The organism is Roseicyclus sediminis, from assembly GCF_025515305.1.
Taxonomy (GTDB): Bacteria; Pseudomonadota; Alphaproteobacteria; order Rhodobacterales; family Rhodobacteraceae; genus Roseibacterium; species Roseibacterium sediminis.
In genome coordinates this window covers 23,877-42,582 of record NZ_JAOPHT010000008.1, presented here as the reverse complement: position 1 = coordinate 42,582, position 18,706 = coordinate 23,877, and the positions used below count along the sequence as shown (strand labels likewise).

At 68.3% G+C, this 18,706-nt stretch carries 18 protein-coding genes, 2 tRNA genes and 2 pseudogenes; 13 read left to right on the top strand and 9 right to left on the bottom strand.

All coding sequences use genetic code 11. The features are described 5' to 3' along the window. Positions 1-20: 20 nt before the first annotated feature. The 4 genes from trpC (at position 21) to lexA (ending at position 3,425) form a co-directional block, all read left to right on the top strand. Positions 21-824, top strand: a complete 804-nt coding sequence (trpC, locus tag N8I71_RS11825; protein WP_262878190.1) for an indole-3-glycerol phosphate synthase TrpC — start codon at positions 21-23, stop codon at positions 822-824. Next, positions 821-1,303, top strand: a complete 483-nt coding sequence (gene moaC, locus N8I71_RS11820) for a cyclic pyranopterin monophosphate synthase MoaC (RefSeq protein ID WP_262878189.1) — start codon at positions 821-823, stop codon at positions 1,301-1,303. The genes trpC and moaC overlap by 4 nt, the downstream gene beginning before the upstream one ends. Before the next feature lie 127 nt (positions 1,304-1,430). Beyond that, positions 1,431-2,630, top strand: a complete 1,200-nt coding sequence (locus tag N8I71_RS11815) for a molybdopterin molybdotransferase MoeA (RefSeq protein ID WP_262878188.1) — start codon at positions 1,431-1,433, stop codon at positions 2,628-2,630. A 108-nt stretch (positions 2,631-2,738) separates the two neighbouring features. Then, positions 2,739-3,425 carry a transcriptional repressor LexA gene (lexA, locus tag N8I71_RS11810; RefSeq protein ID WP_262878187.1) on the top strand — a complete coding sequence of 229 codons (687 nt, stop codon included), beginning with the start codon at positions 2,739-2,741 and terminating at the stop codon, positions 3,423-3,425. A 4-nt stretch (positions 3,426-3,429) separates the two neighbouring features. On the opposite strand, the gene N8I71_RS11805 is transcribed toward lexA, so the two are convergent. Next, positions 3,430-5,571 carry a ComEC/Rec2 family competence protein gene (locus N8I71_RS11805; RefSeq protein WP_262878186.1) on the bottom strand — a complete coding sequence of 714 codons (2,142 nt, stop codon included), beginning with the start codon at positions 5,569-5,571 and terminating at the stop codon, positions 3,430-3,432. 107 nt (positions 5,572-5,678) lie between these two features. On the opposite strand from N8I71_RS11805, the gene gltX reads away from it, so the two are divergent. Together gltX and gltA are read left to right on the top strand one after the other, a co-directional pair. Then, a complete protein-coding gene (gene gltX, locus N8I71_RS11800) occupies positions 5,679-7,088 on the top strand; it encodes a glutamate--tRNA ligase (RefSeq protein ID WP_262878185.1) in 1,410 nt (469 codons plus the stop codon). 110 nt (positions 7,089-7,198) lie between these two features. Continuing rightward, the gene (gene gltA, locus N8I71_RS11795) at positions 7,199-8,491 is read left to right on the top strand and encodes a citrate synthase (RefSeq protein WP_262878184.1); all 1,293 of its coding nucleotides are present in this window, start codon (positions 7,199-7,201) and stop codon (positions 8,489-8,491) included. A gap of 79 nt (positions 8,492-8,570) precedes the next feature. On the opposite strand, the gene N8I71_RS11790 is transcribed toward gltA, so the two are convergent. Next, entirely contained in the window at positions 8,571-8,999 is a 429-nt protein-coding gene (locus N8I71_RS11790) for a SufE family protein (protein ID WP_262878183.1), read from the bottom strand. A gap of 139 nt (positions 9,000-9,138) precedes the next feature. On the opposite strand from N8I71_RS11790, the gene N8I71_RS11785 reads away from it, so the two are divergent. Beyond that, positions 9,139-9,582, top strand: a complete 444-nt coding sequence (locus tag N8I71_RS11785; RefSeq protein WP_262878182.1) for a hypothetical protein — start codon at positions 9,139-9,141, stop codon at positions 9,580-9,582. Here N8I71_RS11785 and rnd read toward each other — a convergent pair. The 4 genes from rnd to N8I71_RS11765 form a co-directional block, all read right to left on the bottom strand. Next, positions 9,579-10,745 carry a ribonuclease D gene (rnd, locus tag N8I71_RS11780; protein WP_262878181.1) on the bottom strand — a complete coding sequence of 389 codons (1,167 nt, stop codon included), beginning with the start codon at positions 10,743-10,745 and terminating at the stop codon, positions 9,579-9,581. The genes N8I71_RS11785 and rnd overlap by 4 nt on opposite strands. A 74-nt stretch (positions 10,746-10,819) precedes the next feature. After that, positions 10,820-11,422, bottom strand: coding sequence for a phosphoribosylglycinamide formyltransferase (purN, locus tag N8I71_RS11775; protein WP_262878180.1), 603 nt, complete (start codon positions 11,420-11,422; stop codon positions 10,820-10,822). Continuing rightward, on the bottom strand, positions 11,419-12,480 hold the full coding sequence (purM, locus tag N8I71_RS11770; RefSeq protein WP_262878179.1) for a phosphoribosylformylglycinamidine cyclo-ligase: 1,062 nt from the start codon (positions 12,478-12,480) through the stop codon (positions 11,419-11,421). The genes purN and purM overlap by 4 nt, the downstream gene beginning before the upstream one ends. Positions 12,481-12,554: 74 nt before the next feature. Further along, on the bottom strand, positions 12,555-12,956 hold the full coding sequence (locus tag N8I71_RS11765) for a hypothetical protein (protein ID WP_262878178.1): 402 nt from the start codon (positions 12,954-12,956) through the stop codon (positions 12,555-12,557). Positions 12,957-13,065: 109 nt separating this feature from the next. Between N8I71_RS11765 and N8I71_RS11760 the strand changes: the two genes are divergently transcribed. After that, positions 13,066-13,142 (top strand) — tRNA-Ile (locus N8I71_RS11760). 76 nt (positions 13,143-13,218) lie between these two features. Here N8I71_RS11760 and N8I71_RS11755 read toward each other — a convergent pair. Then, complete coding sequence (locus tag N8I71_RS11755; RefSeq protein ID WP_262878177.1) at positions 13,219-14,532, bottom strand: ATP-binding protein; 1,314 nt, start codon at positions 14,530-14,532, stop codon at positions 13,219-13,221. Between the two features lie 28 nt (positions 14,533-14,560). Between N8I71_RS11755 and N8I71_RS11750 the strand changes: the two genes are divergently transcribed. The 3 genes from N8I71_RS11750 (at position 14,561) to N8I71_RS11740 (ending at position 16,388) form a co-directional block, all read left to right on the top strand. Next, a complete protein-coding gene (locus tag N8I71_RS11750) occupies positions 14,561-15,463 on the top strand; it encodes an MBL fold metallo-hydrolase (protein WP_262878289.1) in 903 nt (300 codons plus the stop codon). A gap of 67 nt (positions 15,464-15,530) precedes the next feature. Further along, positions 15,531-15,605: transfer RNA gene (locus N8I71_RS11745), tRNA-Asn, on the top strand. A 225-nt stretch (positions 15,606-15,830) separates the two neighbouring features. After that, on the top strand, positions 15,831-16,388 hold the full coding sequence (locus N8I71_RS11740; RefSeq protein WP_262878176.1) for a hypothetical protein: 558 nt from the start codon (positions 15,831-15,833) through the stop codon (positions 16,386-16,388). Positions 16,389-16,423: 35 nt separating this feature from the next. Here N8I71_RS11740 and N8I71_RS11735 read toward each other — a convergent pair whose 3' ends face one another. Continuing rightward, positions 16,424-16,723: a hypothetical protein gene (locus N8I71_RS11735; protein ID WP_262878175.1), complete on the bottom strand. Its 300-nt coding sequence runs from the start codon at positions 16,721-16,723 to the stop codon at positions 16,424-16,426. 553 nt (positions 16,724-17,276) lie between these two features. Between N8I71_RS11735 and N8I71_RS11730 the strand changes: the two are divergent. Together N8I71_RS11730 and N8I71_RS11725 are read left to right on the top strand one after the other, a co-directional pair. After that, positions 17,277-17,432 (top strand): annotated as a pseudogene (locus N8I71_RS11730) (IS3 family transposase); the annotation flags it as partial. Continuing rightward, a pseudogene (locus N8I71_RS11725) lies at positions 17,431-17,763 on the top strand (urocanate hydratase); the annotation flags it as partial. The pseudogenes N8I71_RS11730 and N8I71_RS11725, both read left to right, overlap by 2 nt. A 118-nt stretch (positions 17,764-17,881) precedes the next feature. Here the strand turns inward: N8I71_RS11725 and N8I71_RS11720 are convergent. Then, a complete protein-coding gene (locus tag N8I71_RS11720) occupies positions 17,882-18,628 on the bottom strand; it encodes an IclR family transcriptional regulator (protein ID WP_262878174.1) in 747 nt (248 codons plus the stop codon). Positions 18,629-18,706: the final 78 nt, after the last annotated feature.

Sequence of the window (18,706 nt, the reverse complement as noted above, 5' to 3'; positions counted from 1 at the left end):
CATCCGTAAACCACGGGGCCATGAGTACCATTCTCGACCGTATCCGGGCCTACAAGCTCGAGGAGATCGCCGCCGCCAAGGCCGAGCGCCCGCTGTCCGTCATCGAGGCCGAGGCGCGCGACGCGCCCCGCGTCCGCCCCTTCGGCGCCGCCCTGAAGGCGGCGGAGGCGACGGGCTACGGCCTGATCGCCGAGATCAAGAAGGCGAGCCCCTCCAAGGGCCTGATCCGCGCGGATTTCGACCCGCCGCTGCTGGCGCAGGCCTATGCGGAGGGCGGGGCCACCTGTCTTTCCGTCCTGACCGACACGCCATCCTTCCAGGGCGCGCCGGCCTACCTGCGCCGGGCGCGGGCGGCGGTGTCGCTGCCGGTCCTGCGCAAGGACTTCCTCTACGATACCTACCAGGTGGCCGAGGCGCGCGCCTGGGGGGCGGACTGCATCCTCATCATCCTCGCCAGCGTCGATGACGGGCTGGCGGCGGAACTGGAGGACGCCGCGCTGCACTGGGGCATGGACGCGCTGATCGAAGTGCATGACGGTGCCGAGCTCGACCGGGCGCTGAAGCTGAAAAGCCCGCTTCTGGGCATCAACAACCGCGACCTCAACACGTTCGAGACGACGCTGGAGACGACGAAGCGGCTGGCCGCGCGGGCGCCTTCCGACCGCATGCTGATCTCGGAATCCGGCCTGTTCACGCCCGCCGATCTCGCCGAGATGGCCGCCCATGGCGCGCGGTCCTTCCTCATCGGCGAAAGCCTGATGCGGCAGGCGGACGTGGCGGCTGCGACCCGCGCGATCCTCGCCGATCCGGTGCCGGCGGCATGAGCGGCAAGCTGACCCATTTCGACGAGGGCGGTCGGGCGCACATGGTCGACGTCTCGGAAAAGGCTGCGACCGCGCGGCTTGCCGTGGCGGAGGGACATGTGCGGATGAGTGCCGGGACGCTCGCGCTGGTGGAGGCCGGGACGGCGGCGAAGGGCGACGTCCTGGGCGTCGCGCGGCTGGCCGGGATCATGGGGGCGAAGCGGACCGCCGACCTCGTGCCGCTCTGCCATCCATTGCCGGTGACCAAGGTCGCGGTGGAGCTGGTGCCGGATCCCGACCTGCCCGGCGTCAGGATCACGGCGACCGTGAAGACGAACGGCCAGACCGGGGTGGAGATGGAGGCGCTGACCGCCGTCTCGGTCGCGGCGCTGACGGTCTACGACATGCTGAAGGCCGCCGAGAAGGGCATGGAGATCGGCGGCGTGCGGCTTGTGCTCAAGGAGGGCGGCAAGTCCGGACGCTACGAGGCGGCGCGATGAGGGTTTTCGCGGCCTTCGGCCCCGACCCTTGCCGGCGCGACCTCGGGCCCCCTGCGGGAGCCGTCGGCCACGCCGCGCGCAGGGCCTGCGCGGTTGCGTATTTGAAGAAAGATGAAGGGGGGCGGGCGTGATCACGGTCGAGGAGGCGCTCGCGGCCTGTCTCGCGCTGACGAGGGTCCTGCCGGACGAGCGCGTGCCGCTGTCGGAGGCCGCCGGGCGCGTGCTGGCCGGGCCGGTTTTCGCGACACGCGACCAGCCGCCCTTCGCGGCCTCGGCCATGGACGGCTACGCGGTGCGCGGCACGGATGCGGTGCCGGGCGCGCGGCTTCGGGTGGTGGGCGAGGCGCCGGCAGGTCGGGCGTGGGACGGAGAGATCGGTCCGGGCGAGGCGCTCAGGATCTTCACCGGCGCGCCCCTGCCCGAGGGTGCGGACCGGGTCGTGATCCAGGAAGACGTGACGCGGGACGGCGAGACGATGGTGATCGGCGCCGCGCTCGACGAAGGGCCGCATGTGCGCCCGGCGGGCGCCGATTTCCGCAAGGGTGCGCGCCTCGAGGCGCCTCGGCGGCTGACGCCCGCCGATCTCTCGCTCGCCGCGGCGATGAATGCGCCCGTCCTGACCGTGACGCGAAAGCCGGTCGTCGCGCTGATCGCCACGGGTGACGAGCTGGTCCTGCCCGGCGAGGCCCCGCGGGACGACCAGATCGTCGCCTCGAACACCTATGGTCTCAAGGCGCTGGTGGAGGCGGAGGGTGGCGAGGCGCGGCTTCTGCCGATTGCACGGGACGACCGCGAGAGCCTGGCGGCGGTCTTCGCGCTCGCCTCGGACGCGGACCTGATTGTGACGGTGGGCGGCGCTTCGGTGGGCGACCATGACCTCGTTGGCGAGGTCGCGGGCGGGATGGGGATGGAGCGCGCGTTCTACAAGATCGCCATGCGGCCGGGAAAGCCGCTGATGGCGGGACGTCTCGGCGGGGCGGCGATGCTCGGGCTGCCGGGGAACCCCGTCTCGGCGCTTGTCTGCGGGCATCTCTTCCTCGTGCCGATGCTGCGTGCATTCCTGGGGCTCAGGGCAGGCGAGCGGCGGCGGCGGCGCGCGCGGCTCGGCGCGGATCTCGGACCGAACGGGCCGCGCGAACACTACATGCGCGCCGAGGTCTTCCCCACCGGCGAGATCCCCGAGATCGTGCCGTTCGACCGGCAGGACAGTTCGCTCCTGTCGATCCTGAGCCGGGCCAACGGGCTTCTCGTGCGTCCCATCGGCGACGGTGCGCGGCGCGCGGGCGAGATCGTCGAATACCTCCCACTGGGCCCCATCGCGGAATGACGCACCTGATTCGTTGACAGAAGTTGCGGAACAGGTGTAGAACGTAACGCGAACGGTTCATGAGCGGCGCCGGGTTTTCCACAGGACCCACCGCAGGAGGAGAACGGAATGCTGACGCGGAAACAGCGGGATCTTCTGGAGTTCATCCACAAGCGGGTGCAGCGCGACGGCGTGCCACCCTCCTTCGACGAGATGAAGGAGGCACTGGACCTGCGCTCGAAGTCCGGGATCCACCGGCTGATCACGGCGCTGGAGGAGCGCGGCTTCATCCGCCGCCTCGCGCACCGCGCCCGCGCCATCGAGATCGTGAAGATGCCCGAGGCGATGGAAAGCGGCGGTTTCGCACCCCGCGTGATCGAGGGCGATCGCGTCGACCCGCCCCGCGGCGCGATGCCCGTCAGCGCGGCCTCGGCGATGGAGCTGCCCGTGATGGGCCGGATCGCAGCCGGCACGCCGATCGAGGCGATCAGCGAGATCTCCTCCCACGTGGCGGTGCCGCAGCAGATGCTGAGTTCCGGGCGCAGCCATTACGCGCTCGAGGTCCGGGGCGATTCGATGATCGAGGCCGGGATCAACGACGGCGATATCGTCGTGATCGAGGAAGGCCGGACCGCCGACAACGGCGATATCGTCGTGGCGCTGGTCGAGGGCCAGGAAGCGACGCTGAAGCGCTATCGCCGGAAGGGCGGCATGATCGCGCTGGAGGCCGCCAACCCCGCCTATGAGACGCGCGTGCTGCGCGAGGACCAGGTGACGGTGCAGGGCAAGCTCGTGGGTCTGATCCGGACCTACTGAGACCTCACCGAAGCGAGGTCCATAGCCGCGCGCCCTGTGCGCCGCGGGCCGTGCGGATCGTGTATGCCCCCGGTCCTTGCCCGGGTGCGATCGCCAGCGCACCGGTTATGGCAAGCAGGGTCGGATCGATCACCACGCAATCCGCCGCGCGCCCGGGCGCGGCGTGCGCACCTCCGGCGCTGCGCTCGAGGAGCGCGAGGTCCGGTTGGCGTCCCCGGAGCGGCGGCACCGCCTCTTCCATCGGCTCCGACAGGATGATGAGGTCATGGGTGTCGCAGGCGATGGCCGCTTCGGCGAGCGCCCGGCGGCCCGCGCCATGCCAAACGCGAAGGCCGTCGATCTCGGTCGATGCGCCGGCGCCCGCAGTGCTCCAGCCCTGGCGCGCGGCGGCCGCCTCCTGCGTGGCGCCATCGCCGTCGTTCTCGAGCCACACCCCGGCCACGAAGCCATCGCCGCGCGGTCGGGACAGGGTGCGGCCCTCCGGCGTCATGAGCCCGGCGAGCCCGCCCGTATCGGACACGAGGAGCGTCGGACGCTCCACCCCCGTCCAGAGCAGCGCGGCCAGCACGAGGGGCAGGCAGCCGGCGAGCCGCGCCCTGCCCCGCCAGAGGATCAGGACAAGGCCGCCGATGGTCACGAGGCCGAGGGTGGGGGTGGGCGGACTCGGCACATGGTCGACGGCGCCGGGCATGTCGGAAACCCGCGCGGCAACCTCCAGCGTCCAGATCAGCCCAGGCTCCATCACCGCGAACGCGATCTCCGATAGGCCGAACGGCCAGAGAACGGCGGCCACCACCGCGGCGGGGATGATGAGACTTCCCATAACCGGGACGGTCATGAGGTTCGCGGCGAGGCCATAGACCGCGATCCGGTTGAAATGCGCCGCAGCGAACGGCGCGGTGGCGAGGCCCGCCACGACCGAGGACACCACGAGAGCGAACACCCATTTCTGCCATCCGGCGCGGGACTTCAGCCAGACTGCCCCGCGAAAGGCGTTGAACACCGCGACAAGGGCGGCCGTGGCGGCGAACGACATCTGGAAGCCGGGCGAGAACAGCGTCTCGGGCCGATGGGCGAGCACGATCAGCGCCGCCATGGCGACCGACCGCAGCGTGATCGCGCGGCGGTCGAGCATCACCGCGACCAGCATGACCGCGACCTGGATGAAGGCCCGCTCGGTCGCCACGTTTCCGCCGGACAGCGCGAGGTAGAAGGCGCCGGCCGCCAGCGCGCCCACCGCCGCCCATTTGCGGATCGGGTAGCGCAGCGCGAGCGCGGGAATGAGCGCGAGGATCAGCCGCAGGCCGCCATAGACGAAGCCGGTCAGCAGGCCCATGTGCAGGCCAGAGATCGCGAGAAGGTGCGCGATATTGGCGTCGCGCATGTCCTCGACCGGGCCGGCCTCGAGCCCCGAGCGGTCGCCCGTCAGCACCGCCGCGGCGAAGGCGCCCGGCTGGCCGGGGATGCGGGCGCGGATACCCTCGGACATGTCCATGCGCAGATGGAAGAGCGCCGCGGCGCCGGGCGGGCGCGCCTCGGCCAGCAGCGCGGGCGAACGCGTGTAGCCGACGGCGCCGATCGACAGGAACCAGGAATGGCGCTGGAAGTCGAAGCCGCCGGGTTCGGCAGGCCCCGAAGGGGGCGACAGATGCGCCGTCATCATCACGCGCGCGCCCGGTTCGGGGTCGAGCCAGTCCTGCCTTCCATGGAGGGCGACACGGACCCGGCGCGGCGTGCGGTCGGGCGCGACATCGTCGAGCCGCACCTCGTCGAGCGTCAGCCGCAGCGCGTCCGAGGCGGAGCGGTCGATCCCGACGATCCTGCCTTCCACAGGCCCGTAGTAGCGGAAGTCGAGCACGGGCCCCGCCACCTGGTGGGCACGCGCGCCCGCCAGTATCAGCCCCGCCGCCGCGAGCGCGAGGCAGAGGCCGAGGGGGCCGAGCGCCTCGCGCCGCAGGAACAGCATCGCCGCGCCCAGCACCGCGACGGCGGCGGCGGCGGCGTAGGCGAGCGGCCCGGGTTCCACCGGCAGCGCGAAGTACAGCGCGACGCCCAGGCCGAGCGCAACGGGCGACCAGGGCATCAGCGCGCCGCGCTGGCCCTGCTGCACCGCGTCGAGCGCGGAGAGGATGGCCGACGCCCGCACCCTTGCACCCTTCCCTGTCGCTCGGGTAAGTCCTCATCGTCTTGCCAAGACATGGTTTCCAACTGGTTAACGCGGACGGCGGAAAGCCCGTGCGCGAAGGGGGTTCAATGACCGAAGACGTCGTCACCCGGATCGCGCCCTCGCCCACCGGCACGATGCACATCGGCACGGCGCGCACGGCGCTGTTCAACTGGCTCTACGCCCGCGGGCGCGGCGGCAGGTTTCTGCTGCGGATCGAGGACACGGACCGCGCGCGCTCCACCCCCGAGGCGACGCAGGCGATCCTCGACGGAATGACGTGGCTCGGCCTCGACTGGGACGGCGACGCGGTCAGCCAGTTCGAGCGCGTGCCCCGCCATGCCGAGGTCGCGGCGCAGATGCTGGCCGGAGGGACGGCCTACAAGTGCTTCTCCACGCAGGAGGAAATCCAGGCCTTCCGCGACGCCGCGAAGGCCGAGGGACGCTCGACGCTGTTCCTCAGCCCCTGGCGCGACGTCCCCGAGAGCGAGCACCCCGACGCCCCCTATGCGATCCGCCTGAAGGCGCCACGCGAGGGCGAGACGGTGATCGAGGATGCCGTTCAGGGCCGCGTCACCTTTCGCAACGACCAACTCGACGACATGGTGATGCTGCGGTCCGACGGGACACCGACCTACATGCTGGCCGTCGTGGTCGACGACCACGACATGGGCGTGACCCACGCGATCCGGGGCGACGACCACCTCAACAACGCCGCGCGCCAGGCGCAGATCTATCGCGCCATGGGCTGGGCCGAGCCCGTCTGGGCGCATATTCCGCTCATCCACGGGCCGGACGGAAAGAAATTGTCGAAACGCCACGGGGCGACCGGCGTCATGGAATACGCGGCCATGGGCATTCCTGCGGCGGCGATGCGCAACTACCTCGCGCGGCTGGGGTGGAGCCATGGCGACGACGAGCTGTTCACCGACGCGCAGGCTCGGGACTGGTTCGACCTCAAGGGGATCGGCAAATCGCCCGCGCGCCTCGACATGAAGAAGCTCGAAAGTGTCGCGTCCTGGCACATCGCGCGGATGGACGACGCGAGCCTTGTCGCCGAGATCGAGACATACCTCGCCCTGACGGGGCAGCCGGCCCTTTCGCAGGCGCAGAAAGACACCCTGACGGCTGCGATGTATTGCCTCAAGGAACGGGCCAAGTCCCTGCCCGATCTGCTGGAAAAAGGCCAGTTTTCACTGGTCCAACGCCCGGTCGTCCCGGACGGGAAGGCGGCGGGCTCGCTGGACGCTGTATCCCGTGGTATACTGGGCGAATTGACTGAGCACCTGCAGAATGCTAGCTGGACGCGGGACACGCTGGAGGCGAAGCTTACCGCAACGGCAGAGGCCCACGGGTTGAAATTCGGCCAGCTTGCCGCGCCGCTCCGTGCAGCGCTCGCAGGCCGCAGCGTCAGCCCGAGTGTGTACGACATGATGCTCGTCCTGGGCCGGGAGGAAACCGTGGCCCGCCTGGGCGAAGCCGCCGCTCCCCGCGACTGACGCAGGGGGCCGCTTTATGCGACGGGGACCGGGGCGGGACGACCCCTGCCCCCGAGCCCGATCGCCGGCGCGCGCCCCGCGCCCGGCGCGCCAGTTGGAGAGGGACGACCATGGCAGACACCAGAACCGCCACACTGATCATCGACGGCAAGAGCTACGACTTGCCGATGCGCTCTCCGACGGCCGGACCGGACGTCGTCGACATCGGCAAGCTCTACGCGCAGGCGGGCGTCTTCACCCACGATCCGGGCTTCACCTCGACCTCGTCCTGCGACAGCTCGATCACCTTCATCGACGGCGACAAGGGCGAGTTGCTGCATCGGGGCTATCCGATCGACCAGCTCGCCGAGAAGTCCCACTTCCTCGAGGTCTGCTACCTGCTGCTCTACGGAGAGCTTCCGTCGTCGACGGAGCTCGAGACCTTCGAGCACACGATCACGCACCACACGATGATCCACGAGCAGATGCACAACTTCTTCCGGGGTTTCCGGCGGGACGCGCATCCGATGGCGACGATGGTGGGCGTCGTGGGCGCGATGTCTGCATTCTATCACGACTCGACCGACGTGAACGACCCGCGTCAGCGCGAGATCGCCTCGCACCGTCTGATCGCGAAGATGCCGACGATCGCGGCGATGGCCTACAAGTACTCGATCGGCCAGCCCTTCGTGTATCCGCGCAACGACATCGACTATGCCGCCAACTTCCTGCGCATGTGCTTTGCCGTGCCGGCCGAGGAATACAAGGTCGACCCCGTGCTCGCGCGGGCGATGGACCGCATCTTCACGCTGCATGCCGACCATGAGCAGAACGCCTCGACCTCGACGGTGCGGCTGGCTTCCTCCTCCGGCGCGAACCCCTTCGCCTGCATCGCCGCCGGGATCGCCTGCCTCTGGGGCCCCGCCCATGGCGGCGCCAACCAGGCCTGCCTCGAGATGCTGCGCGAGATCGGCAGCACCAACCGCATCCCCGAGTTCATCGAACGCGCGAAGGACAAGAACGATCCGTTCCGCCTGATGGGCTTCGGTCACCGGGTCTACAAGAACTTCGATCCGCGCGCCAAGGTGATGAAACAATCAGCCGACGAAGTGCTGGACCTTCTCGGGATCGAGAACAATCCGACGCTTCAGGTCGCCAAGGAACTGGAGCGCATCGCGCTCGAGGACGAATACTTCATCGAGAAGAAGCTCTACCCCAACGTCGACTTCTACTCGGGCATCATCCTCGATGCGATGGGCTTCCCCACCTCGATGTTCACGCCGATCTTCGCGGTCGCGCGCACCGTCGGATGGGTGAGCCAGTGGAAGGAAATGATCGCCGATCCCGCCCTGAAGATCGGCCGTCCCCGGCAGCTCTATACCGGCGCGACGACGCGGGACTACGTGGAAATCGAGAACCGCTGACCCGCGCCGCACGTTAATGAACAAGCCGCCCCACGGGGCGGCTTTTTTCGTTTTAATAAAGCGCCTTGTGGGGCGAACTTCAGGCGTCCGCCCGCTCCGCCGCCAGCGCGCGGATACGGCCCACCATGGCGCGGAGCCCGTTGGACCGCTGCGAGGAGAGGTGCTCGTCGAGCCCAAGCCGCGCAAGCTCGGCGGCGGCATCGACATCGCCCACCTGCCGTACGTTCAACCCGCCATAAAGCGCGTGCAGCACGGCGATCAGACCGCGCACGATGATCGCGTCGCTGTCGCCCTGGAAATCGAAGGTCGCGCCCGGCCCCTCGCCCTCGATGCGCGGCAGGATCCAGACCTGGCTGGCGCAACCGTCGACCTTGGTGGCGGGCACCTTGAAGGCGTCGTCCAGCGGCTCCATCGCCTTGCCCATCTCGATCACGTGTCGATAGCGCTCCTCCCAGTCGTCGAGGAACTCGAACGTGTCGGCGATCTCTTCGAAGGCTTCGGTGGCCATCTCTTGCTCCATCCGGTTTGACCCTGAGGTATGCGCCACACACGCCGACGTCCAGCCCGCGACTTGCATGGCGGCTTTTCTTGCCCACTGGTTTCGGATAGGCACGGGTCCGCGAACCACGCCCCAACCCGGAGCCACCATGCTGCGCGCGCTCATCGCCCTGACCCTCTGCATCGGCCTCGTGGCCTGCGGACAAAGCCGTCTCAACCCGCTGAACTGGTTCGGTGGCGACAGGGAGGAACGGATCACGGTCGAGGATACCGGGCGCCCCGCCGATCCCCGGCCGCTGGTGGGTGAAATCACGTCTCTGACGATCGAGCAGACGACCTCGGGCGCGATCCTGACGGCGACAGCGCTGGCCGAGCGGCAGGGCTATTGGCAGACGGACCTCGTGGAGGTGTCGCGTGCGGACGGTGAGATCGTCTACGAATTCCGCGCCGCACCGCCGGCTGCGGCATCGACGGCCGGCCCCGCGCCCACGCGCTCGCTCGTGGCGGCGGTCGCCTTGGGCCGCGGCGACCTCGAAGGGCTCAGAAGCGTGACGGTGATCGGCCGCGAGAACCGGCGGTCGGTATCGCGTTAATCGCCGACGGGAACGGTGCGCACCCGCTCCCCCTCGGCCGCAAGCGCGATACGGCCGTCGAGCAGCCGCAAGGCATCCTCGCCAAAGACCTCCCGCCGCCAGCCGCGCGCCCAGAGACCGTCACGCTCGCCACTCGCGATGTCGTCTAGATCGCTGGAGGACGCGATAAGCTTGGCCGCGACACCCGATTCCTCGGCCTTGGCCTTGAGCAATACCCGCAGCAGATCGGCCAGAGCGGGATTGAGCGCCGAGCGGTCCCGCCCCTTTGGCAAGCGCGGCCAGTCCGACTGGGGCGTCTCCAGCCCGCGGTTCACGGCCTCCACCAGCCCCTCGGCAACGGTACCCTTGCGCGCCTCGCGCAGCAAAAGCCGCGACTTGGCGAGATCGGCCAGCGTGCGGGGCTTGGTCGAGACCAGCTCCATCAGCGCGTCGTCCTTGAGGATGCGGCTGCGCGGGATGTTCCGCTCCTGCGCCATGCGCTCGCGGAAGGCGGCAAGCTCGCGCGCGATGGCCAGAAGCTTTGGCGAGGAATTGCGAAGCTTCAGCCGCTGCCAAGCCTCCTCGGGCTCGACCACGTAGGAGGACGCATCGGTCAGCTGGCCGAGTTCCTCCTCCATCCAGTGGGTGCGGCCGGATTTCGCAAGCTCCCGGCTGAGGTATTCGTAGATCTGGCGCAGATGCGTCACATCGGCCAGCGCGTAGTCCTGCTGCGCCTCCGACAGCGGTCTGCGCGACCAGTCGGTGAAGCGGGACGACTTGTCGAGCGGGGCCTTGGCGATCTTGCGCACCAGCGTCTCGTAGCCGACCTGGTCGCCGAAGCCGCAGACCATCGCCGCCACCTGCGTATCGAACAGCGGCGCGGGCACGACCCCGCCTTCCACGTGGAAGATCTCGAGATCCTGCCGCGCGGCATGAAAGACCTTCACCACGGAGGGATTGCGGAAAAGCTCGTAGAGCGGGTCGAGCGACAGGCCATTGGCCAGCGGGTCGATGAGGACCGCGTCATCCTCATCCGTCCCCGGCAGCGCCATCTGGACGAGGCAGAGCTGCGCGAAATAGGTGCGTTCGCGCAGGAACTCCGTATCGACGGTAACGTAAGGAACGCCCGCGGCCTTCTCGCAGAAGGCGGCCAGCGCTTCGGTGGTTGTCAGAATTGTAGGCACTTGGGGCTCGATCCCGGCTCGTCGCGGCTCGTTTGGCCGGGTTTAGGCGAGGGATGCGGGAAAGGAAAGCCGTCTCAGACCGGTGCAGGCAGGAAGACGGGCGTTCTGTCACCAGCGGCATAGCGGCGAAGAACGGCCGGATAGAGCAGATGTTCCTGCTCCAGCACGCGTGCGGCGAGGGTTCCAGGCGTGTCGCCCGGCAGGACCGGCACCCGCGCCTGGCCGAGGATCGGGCCGTCGTCGAGCGCCGGGGTCACCTCGTGAACCGTGCACCCGGCCTCCGTGTCGCCCGCCGCGATGGCGCGCGCATGGGTGTCGAGCCCGCGGTATTTCGGCAAGAGCGAGGGGTGGATGTTCAGCATCCGCCCCGCCCAGGGTTCGACGAACCCCGCCGTCAGGACGCGCATGAACCCCGCAAGGCAGAGGATGTCGGCCTCGTAGGGCGCGATGGCCTCGGACAGCGCGGCCTCGAAGGCGGCGCGATCCTTGCCGAAGGGGCGGTGATCGACGGCGACGGCCTGGATGCCGAGGCCGCGCGCCTTTTCCAGACCGCCCGCGCCCGGATCGTTCGAGGCGACAAAGACGGGCCGCGCCGGGTGATCGCCCGTCATCGAGCGGACGAGCGACAGCATGTTCGACCCGCCGCCCGAAATCAGGATGCCGACGCGCCGTGTCACCCGAGCGTGCCGCTATAGCCAACGCCCGAGCCCGGGGCGACGGTGCCGAGGCGGAAGACCGTCTCGCCCGCCTCCGCCAGCGCGGCCTCGACCGTCCCGGCCCGGTCGGCGGCGGCGACGACGACCATTCCGATCCCGGCGTTGAAGGTCTTGAGAAGTTCGGCCTGCGACAGCCCCCCCTCCTCCGCGAGCCAGCGGAAGACCGGCGGAAGGGTCCAGGACGCGAGGTCGATCTGCGCGCCCAGTCCGTCAGGCAGGACCCGCGGCAGGTTCTCGGTAAGGCCGCCGCCCGTGATATGCGCCAGTGCATGGACGCCGCCTGCCCGGATCGCGGCGAGCGCAGGCTTCACGTAGAGCCGCGTGGGCGTCAGCAGCGCCTCGCCCAGCGGCGCATCGGCGAAGGGCGCGGCCGCATCCCAGGCCAGCCCCGCGCGCTCCACCACCTTGCGGACCAGCGAATAGCCGTTCGAATGAACCCCGTCCGAGGCGAGGCCGAGAAGAACGTCCCCCCCGGCCACGTCCGCCGGCAGATGCGCGCCGCGTTCCATCGCGCCCACGGCGAAGCCCGCGAGGTCGAAGTCGCCGGGCGCATACATCCCCGGCATTTCCGCCGTCTCGCCGCCGATCAGCGCGCAGCCCGAGCGCGCGCAACCCTCGGCGATGCCCTCCACGATCCGCGCGGCCGCCTCCACCTCCAGCTTGCCGGTGGCGAAATAGTCGAGGAAGAACAGAGGCTCCGCGCCCTGGCAGACGAGGTCGTTCACGCACATGGCGACAAGGTCGATGCCGATGGTTCCGAAGGCGCCGGTCTCGATGGCGATCTTCAGTTTGGTCCCGACGCCGTCGGTCGCCGCGACAAGAATGGGATCGCTGTAGCCCGCCGCCTTGAGATCGAAGAGCGCGCCGAACCCGCCAAGCCCGGACATGACGCCCGGGCGCGCGGTTGCCGCAGCGGCGGGCTTGATCCGCTCCACCAGGGCATTGCCCGCGTCGATGTCGACGCCCGCCTGCGCATAGGTCAGGCCCGTTCCGCCCGTGCCGTCACTTTTCCCGGTCATGGCCATGCCCTCCGTCCTGCCGGCGCCGCGTTAGCAGGTGGCGACGGCCACGTCCATGCGGCGCGCGCGTGTGCTCAGCCCTGCCCGCGCCCGCCGGCCGAGCGGTTCCCGATCCACATGAACAGCGTCATCATGAGCGCGGTCGAGCCGATCACAAGCGCGGTCCGTCCCAGCGCCGCGGGATCGGACAGGCTCTCGCGCAGCGGCGGGAACAGAAGCGCCGGACCGATCAGCCCCAGCAGCAGGTAGATGCCGAAGCAAAGGCCCCAGATCACGGTCCAGTCGCGGACAGCCAGCCTCCGCGTGGCGCGTTTGGTGGCCTGCAGCCCCACATCCGCAGCCGGAGCGGCGGCAAGGATCACGCCCGTGGCCAGGCTGCCTGGCACACCGGCGAGATTCGACAGGATCCCGAAGGCAAAGGACAGGCCCACGAACCAGGCGGTATATCTGAGGGCGAGGCTCGAAAGCGGGGGCATTGGCACGGACTCCGGAAACACGCTGCCTTGTCCTAGGCCATGCCCCCCCGCATCGCAAGCGAGCGCGCTTGACGTGTCCGGGGCGCGCCAATAAGCGTGGACGCCGGCGGGGCCTGTAGCTCAATTGGTTAGAGCAGAGCGCTCATAACGCTTTGGTTGCAGGTTCGAGTCCTGCCGGGCCTACCACCCTCCTCCGCCCCCCTCCCAGCATCCAGCTTCGCCGGGCGCACCGCGACGCGCGGGCCGAGTTACCGAAGAAGGCTCAACGCGGCAGAACGAGGTCCACGCGCAACCCGCCGAGGCGCGCGCTTTCGCCCAGCCGGAGCGTGCCGCCATGCCGCCGGGCGATGTCGTCGGCAATGGCCAGCCCGAGGCCCACGCCGCTGCCACGGTCCTGGTTGCGGGCGCTGTCGAGCCGCACGAAGGGGCGCACCGCGTCGCCGCGGCTTTCGGGCGGGATGCCCGGGCCGTCATCCTCGACCGAGAAGCTGAGCGCGCCGTCGAGTAGAGCGACGGACACCACGGCCGTCTCTCCGTAGCGCAGCGCGTTCGAAACGAGGTTCGTCAGCGCCCTTTGCACCGCCATCGGACGCATGCCGACGGGCGCCGCCGTCTCGGGGCCTTCGTAGGTGACCGAGCCGCCGCCGCGGCGGGCGGCCTCCACCACGCCGCGGGCGAGGGCCGCGGGGTCGGCCTCGGCCGGATCGTCCAGCGCCTCGCCACGGGCGAAATCGAGGAAGGTGTCGAGCAGCCGCTCCATCTCTTCGACATCGCGGACAAGGTCCTCCACTTCCGGCTCTTCGGGCAGCATCGACAACCCCAGCCGCATCCGCGTGAGCGGGGTTCTCAGATCGTGACTCACCCCCGACAGCATCATGGTCCGCTGCTCGATCTGGCCCTCGATGCGATCGCGCATCTCCAGGAAGGCGCGCCCCGCGCTGCGCACCTCGGAGGCACCGGCGGGGTGATATGGCACGCGCCGCCCCTTGCCGAAGGCCTCGGACGCGGCCGCGAGGCGTCGGATCGGGCGCAGCTGATTGCGCAGGAAGAGATAGGCGAGCGCCGTCATGAAGATGCCCGTCGACGCCATGATGACCAGAAGCTGGTGCGGGTTCGAGGCCGACACGCGCTGTCGCCGGACGACGAGGTCCATCGCCGGTCGCCCATCGCCCGGGCCGACGGCGATGATGGCGAGCCGGTGGCTCTCGGCCAGGTCCACCGCCTGCACGTTGGGCAGGAGATCGCGGAAAAGATCGGTCATCACCCGCCCCGAGAGGTCGTAGAACACGCGCCGGTCCTCGGTCAGACCGCGGGGAGGAATGTCCACTTCGACATGCAGCGCCTCGGCCGTCGCCATTCCCGCCTCGGCGCCTTGCGCGGCATAGATGTCGAGGATCAGGTTCAGATCGAAGCTGAGCGCAAGCGCCATCTGTTCGGTGACATTCTCGTAATGGCGTTGAATGAAGACCGAGGAGACGACAAGCTGGACCGCGAGCACCGGCACGCTCAGGATCAGCGCGGCACGGCCGTAGATGCCTCGGGGCACGAGACGCTTGAGCCAGGAGAACGGGGTCATGGCCGCATCTAATCGGGGGCAGGCAGGGATGGAAAGGGGCGAAAGCGGCGCGGTCGACCGGCCCGAGGCGGATCTGCGGCGCGTGCTCGCGCCCAATCCATCCCCGATGACCTTCCACGGCACCAACACCTTCATCGTCGGGACCGGCGAGGTCGCCGTGATCGACCCGGGCCCCGCGATCGACGCCCATCTGTCCGCGATCCTCGGCGCGCTCGATCCGGGCGAAAGGATCGGCGCGATCCTTGTCACCCATTCCCACCTCGACCACTCGCCCCTCGCGCGCCCGCTGGCCGAGGCGACCGGCGCGCCGGTCCTGGCAGCCGGGCCGTCGGACTGGGGACGCAGCCCGGTGATGGCCGCGCTTGCGCAGGCGGGCGGTGTGGGCGGCGGCGAAGGCATCGACTCGGACTTCGCCCCGGACCGGCGCATCGGCACAGGCGACGTGATCGGCGGCGGCTGGGGCGAGATCGAGGTGCTGGAAACCCCCGGACACATGGCCAACCACCTGTCCTTCGCCTGGCGCGGCGCCCTGTTCAGCGGCGACCTCGTCATGGGCTGGTCGACATCGCTGGTCTCGCCGCCCGATGGTGACATGACGGCCTTCATGGCATCGCTCGACGCCCTGTCACGCCGGCACGACAGGCTCTACTACCCCGGCCACGGGTCCGAAGTGACCGACCCCGCGGGCCGCGTGGCGGAACTCGTCGCACACCGCCGCGGCCGCGAGGCCCAGATCCTCGCCGCGCTCGGGCGTCTGGGCTCCTGCACGGCTGCGGCCCTTGCAGAAGACATCTACACGGAGACGCCGCCCGCCCTCCTGCCGGCCGCCGCCCGCAACGTTCTGGCGCATCTTATTGATCTTAAAGAACGAAACCTGGCCGAGAGCGAAGGGGTAATCACCGCCGACACCGGCTTTCGCCTCGTCTCGTGAGCATCGGGGATTTTTTCCGGGGTCCCTCTGGACAGGAAAAATCGCACTTGATATGTGACCCCCCAGTTCCGGCGTAGCTCAGCGGTAGAGCAGTTGACTGTTAATCAATTGGTCGTAGGTTCGATCCCTACCGCCGGAGCCAATTTTCAGCAATAAAACAATAACTTAGAGTCTTGCTTGCGGGTCGTCATTATCGGGCGACGGCTTTGTGTCCGTCTCATGTGCCAGTTGCGGGAGCGTCGTCAGGCGTTGACTTGCTCGGTCCCCGTGTGCCGCATTGTCGAAGCTCCTCACTGGGAAAGCTGAGGTTCGACATGGCGGCCGAGGACGACCCATACTCGAGAATGCTGTAGCGGAGGTTGTGACCTTGCGAACAGTGGTCGAAGGCATGTTGCCGGCCCGTTTCCTGATGCAGCACGCGATCTACATGCAAACGTGCGCCCACATCGAGCTGGGGTGTTGGCACATCGTTCAAATTGCCCATGGGAAACGAAGGTTCACCGTTTCTGAATGGGAAAAGGTGCTCGGGCTAAAGAAAGACAACTGGAAGATCATCGACGGGCTGAAGGAGGCGGCATGCTGGGCGCCTGCGCCCATCGGGCTGCGGTTGCATGCGCTGATCCCGAGAATTCGGGACGGCATCGAGCCCCGCAACGCAGCAGCGCACGGAGCATGGTTCTACGGCGACGGTGCGTTGCGCATTGAGCACTACTTCACGAGGGGACGTGGGAAGGCAGCTCAGTGGTTTCATATCGACGAGCCAGTCCAGCAAAGGACAATTGATGCTGCGATCGAGGATGCGGACAGTATTCTGATAGAGGTCGTTAGCATCCGGGCAGCGCTGCAGGAGGAACTGGCTCGTCGGTATCCACTACCAGAAGACGCGGTCGCGCCATCTATCACGTTGCTTGGTGCACGCCCATAGTACCGTTTGTTGCCGCCAACTTGCGGGCTCTCCGATCAGGTCTCTGCCGAAGGCCGAAGCTCGAAGGCGCGCTGCTTGGCGTAGGTCCACGCCGAGAACCGCTCTGATCCGGTGGGCGGCGGGGCGTCGATCCAGGGATCTTCGCCGAAGGAGGTGTAGCTGTCCCAGAGTGCCTCGGCGGTGTCCGCGGAGGCACTATCGAGGTACTCGTCCACGATCTGCCTGCAGGCCGCGACGGCCTCGTCGTAGTTGCCGAACGCGCCGTACCTGTAGCGCTCGTCCTCGTTGCCATAGTGGAAGTTGTCGTCGTCGCGGACGATCCACTTGGTGCCCATGGGCTCCTCACGATGTTGGGGTCTGCGTCAGTAAGGTATGCCGATGCACAAAATCGATCAACTTCCCATACGTCGCACCCTGCTCGGTTGGCACCACGCGCTTTAGCGACGACGGAGCAGAAGACGCGCCCGAGGCGCTCGGGAGCTTTTCCACGCAACTCCTCGATCAGCTTGGACGTCTTGCCCTCCCGCGCGCTCACTGGGAGCTCCTCAAGCGGTATCCCGTGCCCGGAGGTCGTGGCGCGCTTGGTCAGATGAACGAGAGCCGCCTGATGTCCGCAGTTCGAGGTAGAACCGTCATCCGACAAAAAAAGTCAGATGACTGCCTCGAGCCCTTTCCGGAAGTGACCCAGCTAGAGCCCTCGCAGATGTAGCATGAAGGCCTCTGGTCCTGACCGCTGCGGCGCGGAAGGAATAGCGGTCATTAGTGACCAGTGCAGCGGGATCTCAGACGCTAAGGTCCGGATCGCGGACCAAGCGGCCAATCGAAAGTTGGTTTAGATTGGCCTGCCCCCACTGAGTGGTCCAGTTTGAGTGTTAGTGTATAGACGTCTCCGGCTGTGACAGCGCAACAGTGGCGCACCGGCCGCGGCTACTCCGTGACACTGCCGCCTCCTATAACTCCGTTGATCTCGCCAGCCGGCTCGAGCAGAAGGGCATGGACCATGTCCGCGGCGCACCGAACCATCCACAGACCCAAGGCAAGATCGGTGGCAAGCCCGAACCGCGAGACCGAGGCGATGAAGGACGGCTTGGACGCCATGTCCGACTGGCCGCTCCTGAATGCCCTCGTGAACACCGCGAGCGGCGCCACATGGGGGTCGCTCCACCACGGTGGCGGGGGCGGCGTGGGCTTCAGCCAACACGCAGGCGCCGTCATCGTGGCCGATCGCAAGCCCGAGGCCGCCAAACGGCTCGAACCGGCGCTGTGGAACGATCCCGCCTCGGGCGTCTGGCGGCACGCCGACGCCGCCTATGAGGACGCCATCTCCTGCGCCCGAGAAAGCGGTCTACGGCTTCCCGGCATGCTCGGAAATTGAGGTCCGGCCCTTCAGGGGCAAGGCAATCCGGGAAGACGAGATCCTCGGGACGTGCCCGGGCATCGAACCCGGACGCAAGATTCATGCCGCTGACCCGCCGGCGGCAGACCAAACACCGCTAGGGTTCCGGCGCGTTCCAACCCATCGCGCGGCTGATCGCGTATGCGGTCTTCAGGACTTCGCGTTCCACCAAGGTGGGCACGGTGTCGGTCTGTTTCGTGGCGCTGATGGCCGCGATGACATCGCCAGACAAGTCGTGGATCGGGGCGGCGACGCTACACAGCCCGGTCTCGAAGCTGCCGTTATGGATCACCGAGGGATTTGCGCTGTCTTTCCGCCAGGCGGCAAGCGCCTTCTCGATGGCCGCTTTCGGCTGACCGTCCAGCAAGCGGCGGATCTGCGGCTCTGTCCTCCGGCTCAGCAGCACCCGCCCCATGGCGGTCATCGTCGCCGGCAGGCGACTGCCGACATGGACCAGCGATGACAGACCGTCGGACGCCGGCAGGCGGATCAGGTAGAGGACATGCCGCCCGTCAAGCACGCCCAGATGACCGGACCAGTCCTGCGCGTCGCGCAGCGCCTCCAGCGGCTTTTGCGCCACTTCCAGCAACTCTCGACTGGCGAGGTATCCATAGCTGACCCGCAGGACTGCCGGACCGAGGCGGAAGTGATTGCCGTCGCGGACCGGCAGCAGGAAACCCTCCTGCACAAGCGTGTGAACGGTACGGAACACCGCCGACCGGGTGATGCCGAGCGTCTGCGCCAGTTGTGCCATCGTCTGTTCCGGACGCTGCGGCGTGAACGTCTGCAGCAATGTCAGCCCACGCACGAGGGCGGGAACAGAATAGGGATCCTTATCGCTCATCGGCCCTCCGGGACGTTTCACCGGTAAAACGCGCGCTTCCCAACGAAACCCCCGGCCTTAGTGTCGGGTCAAGCAATT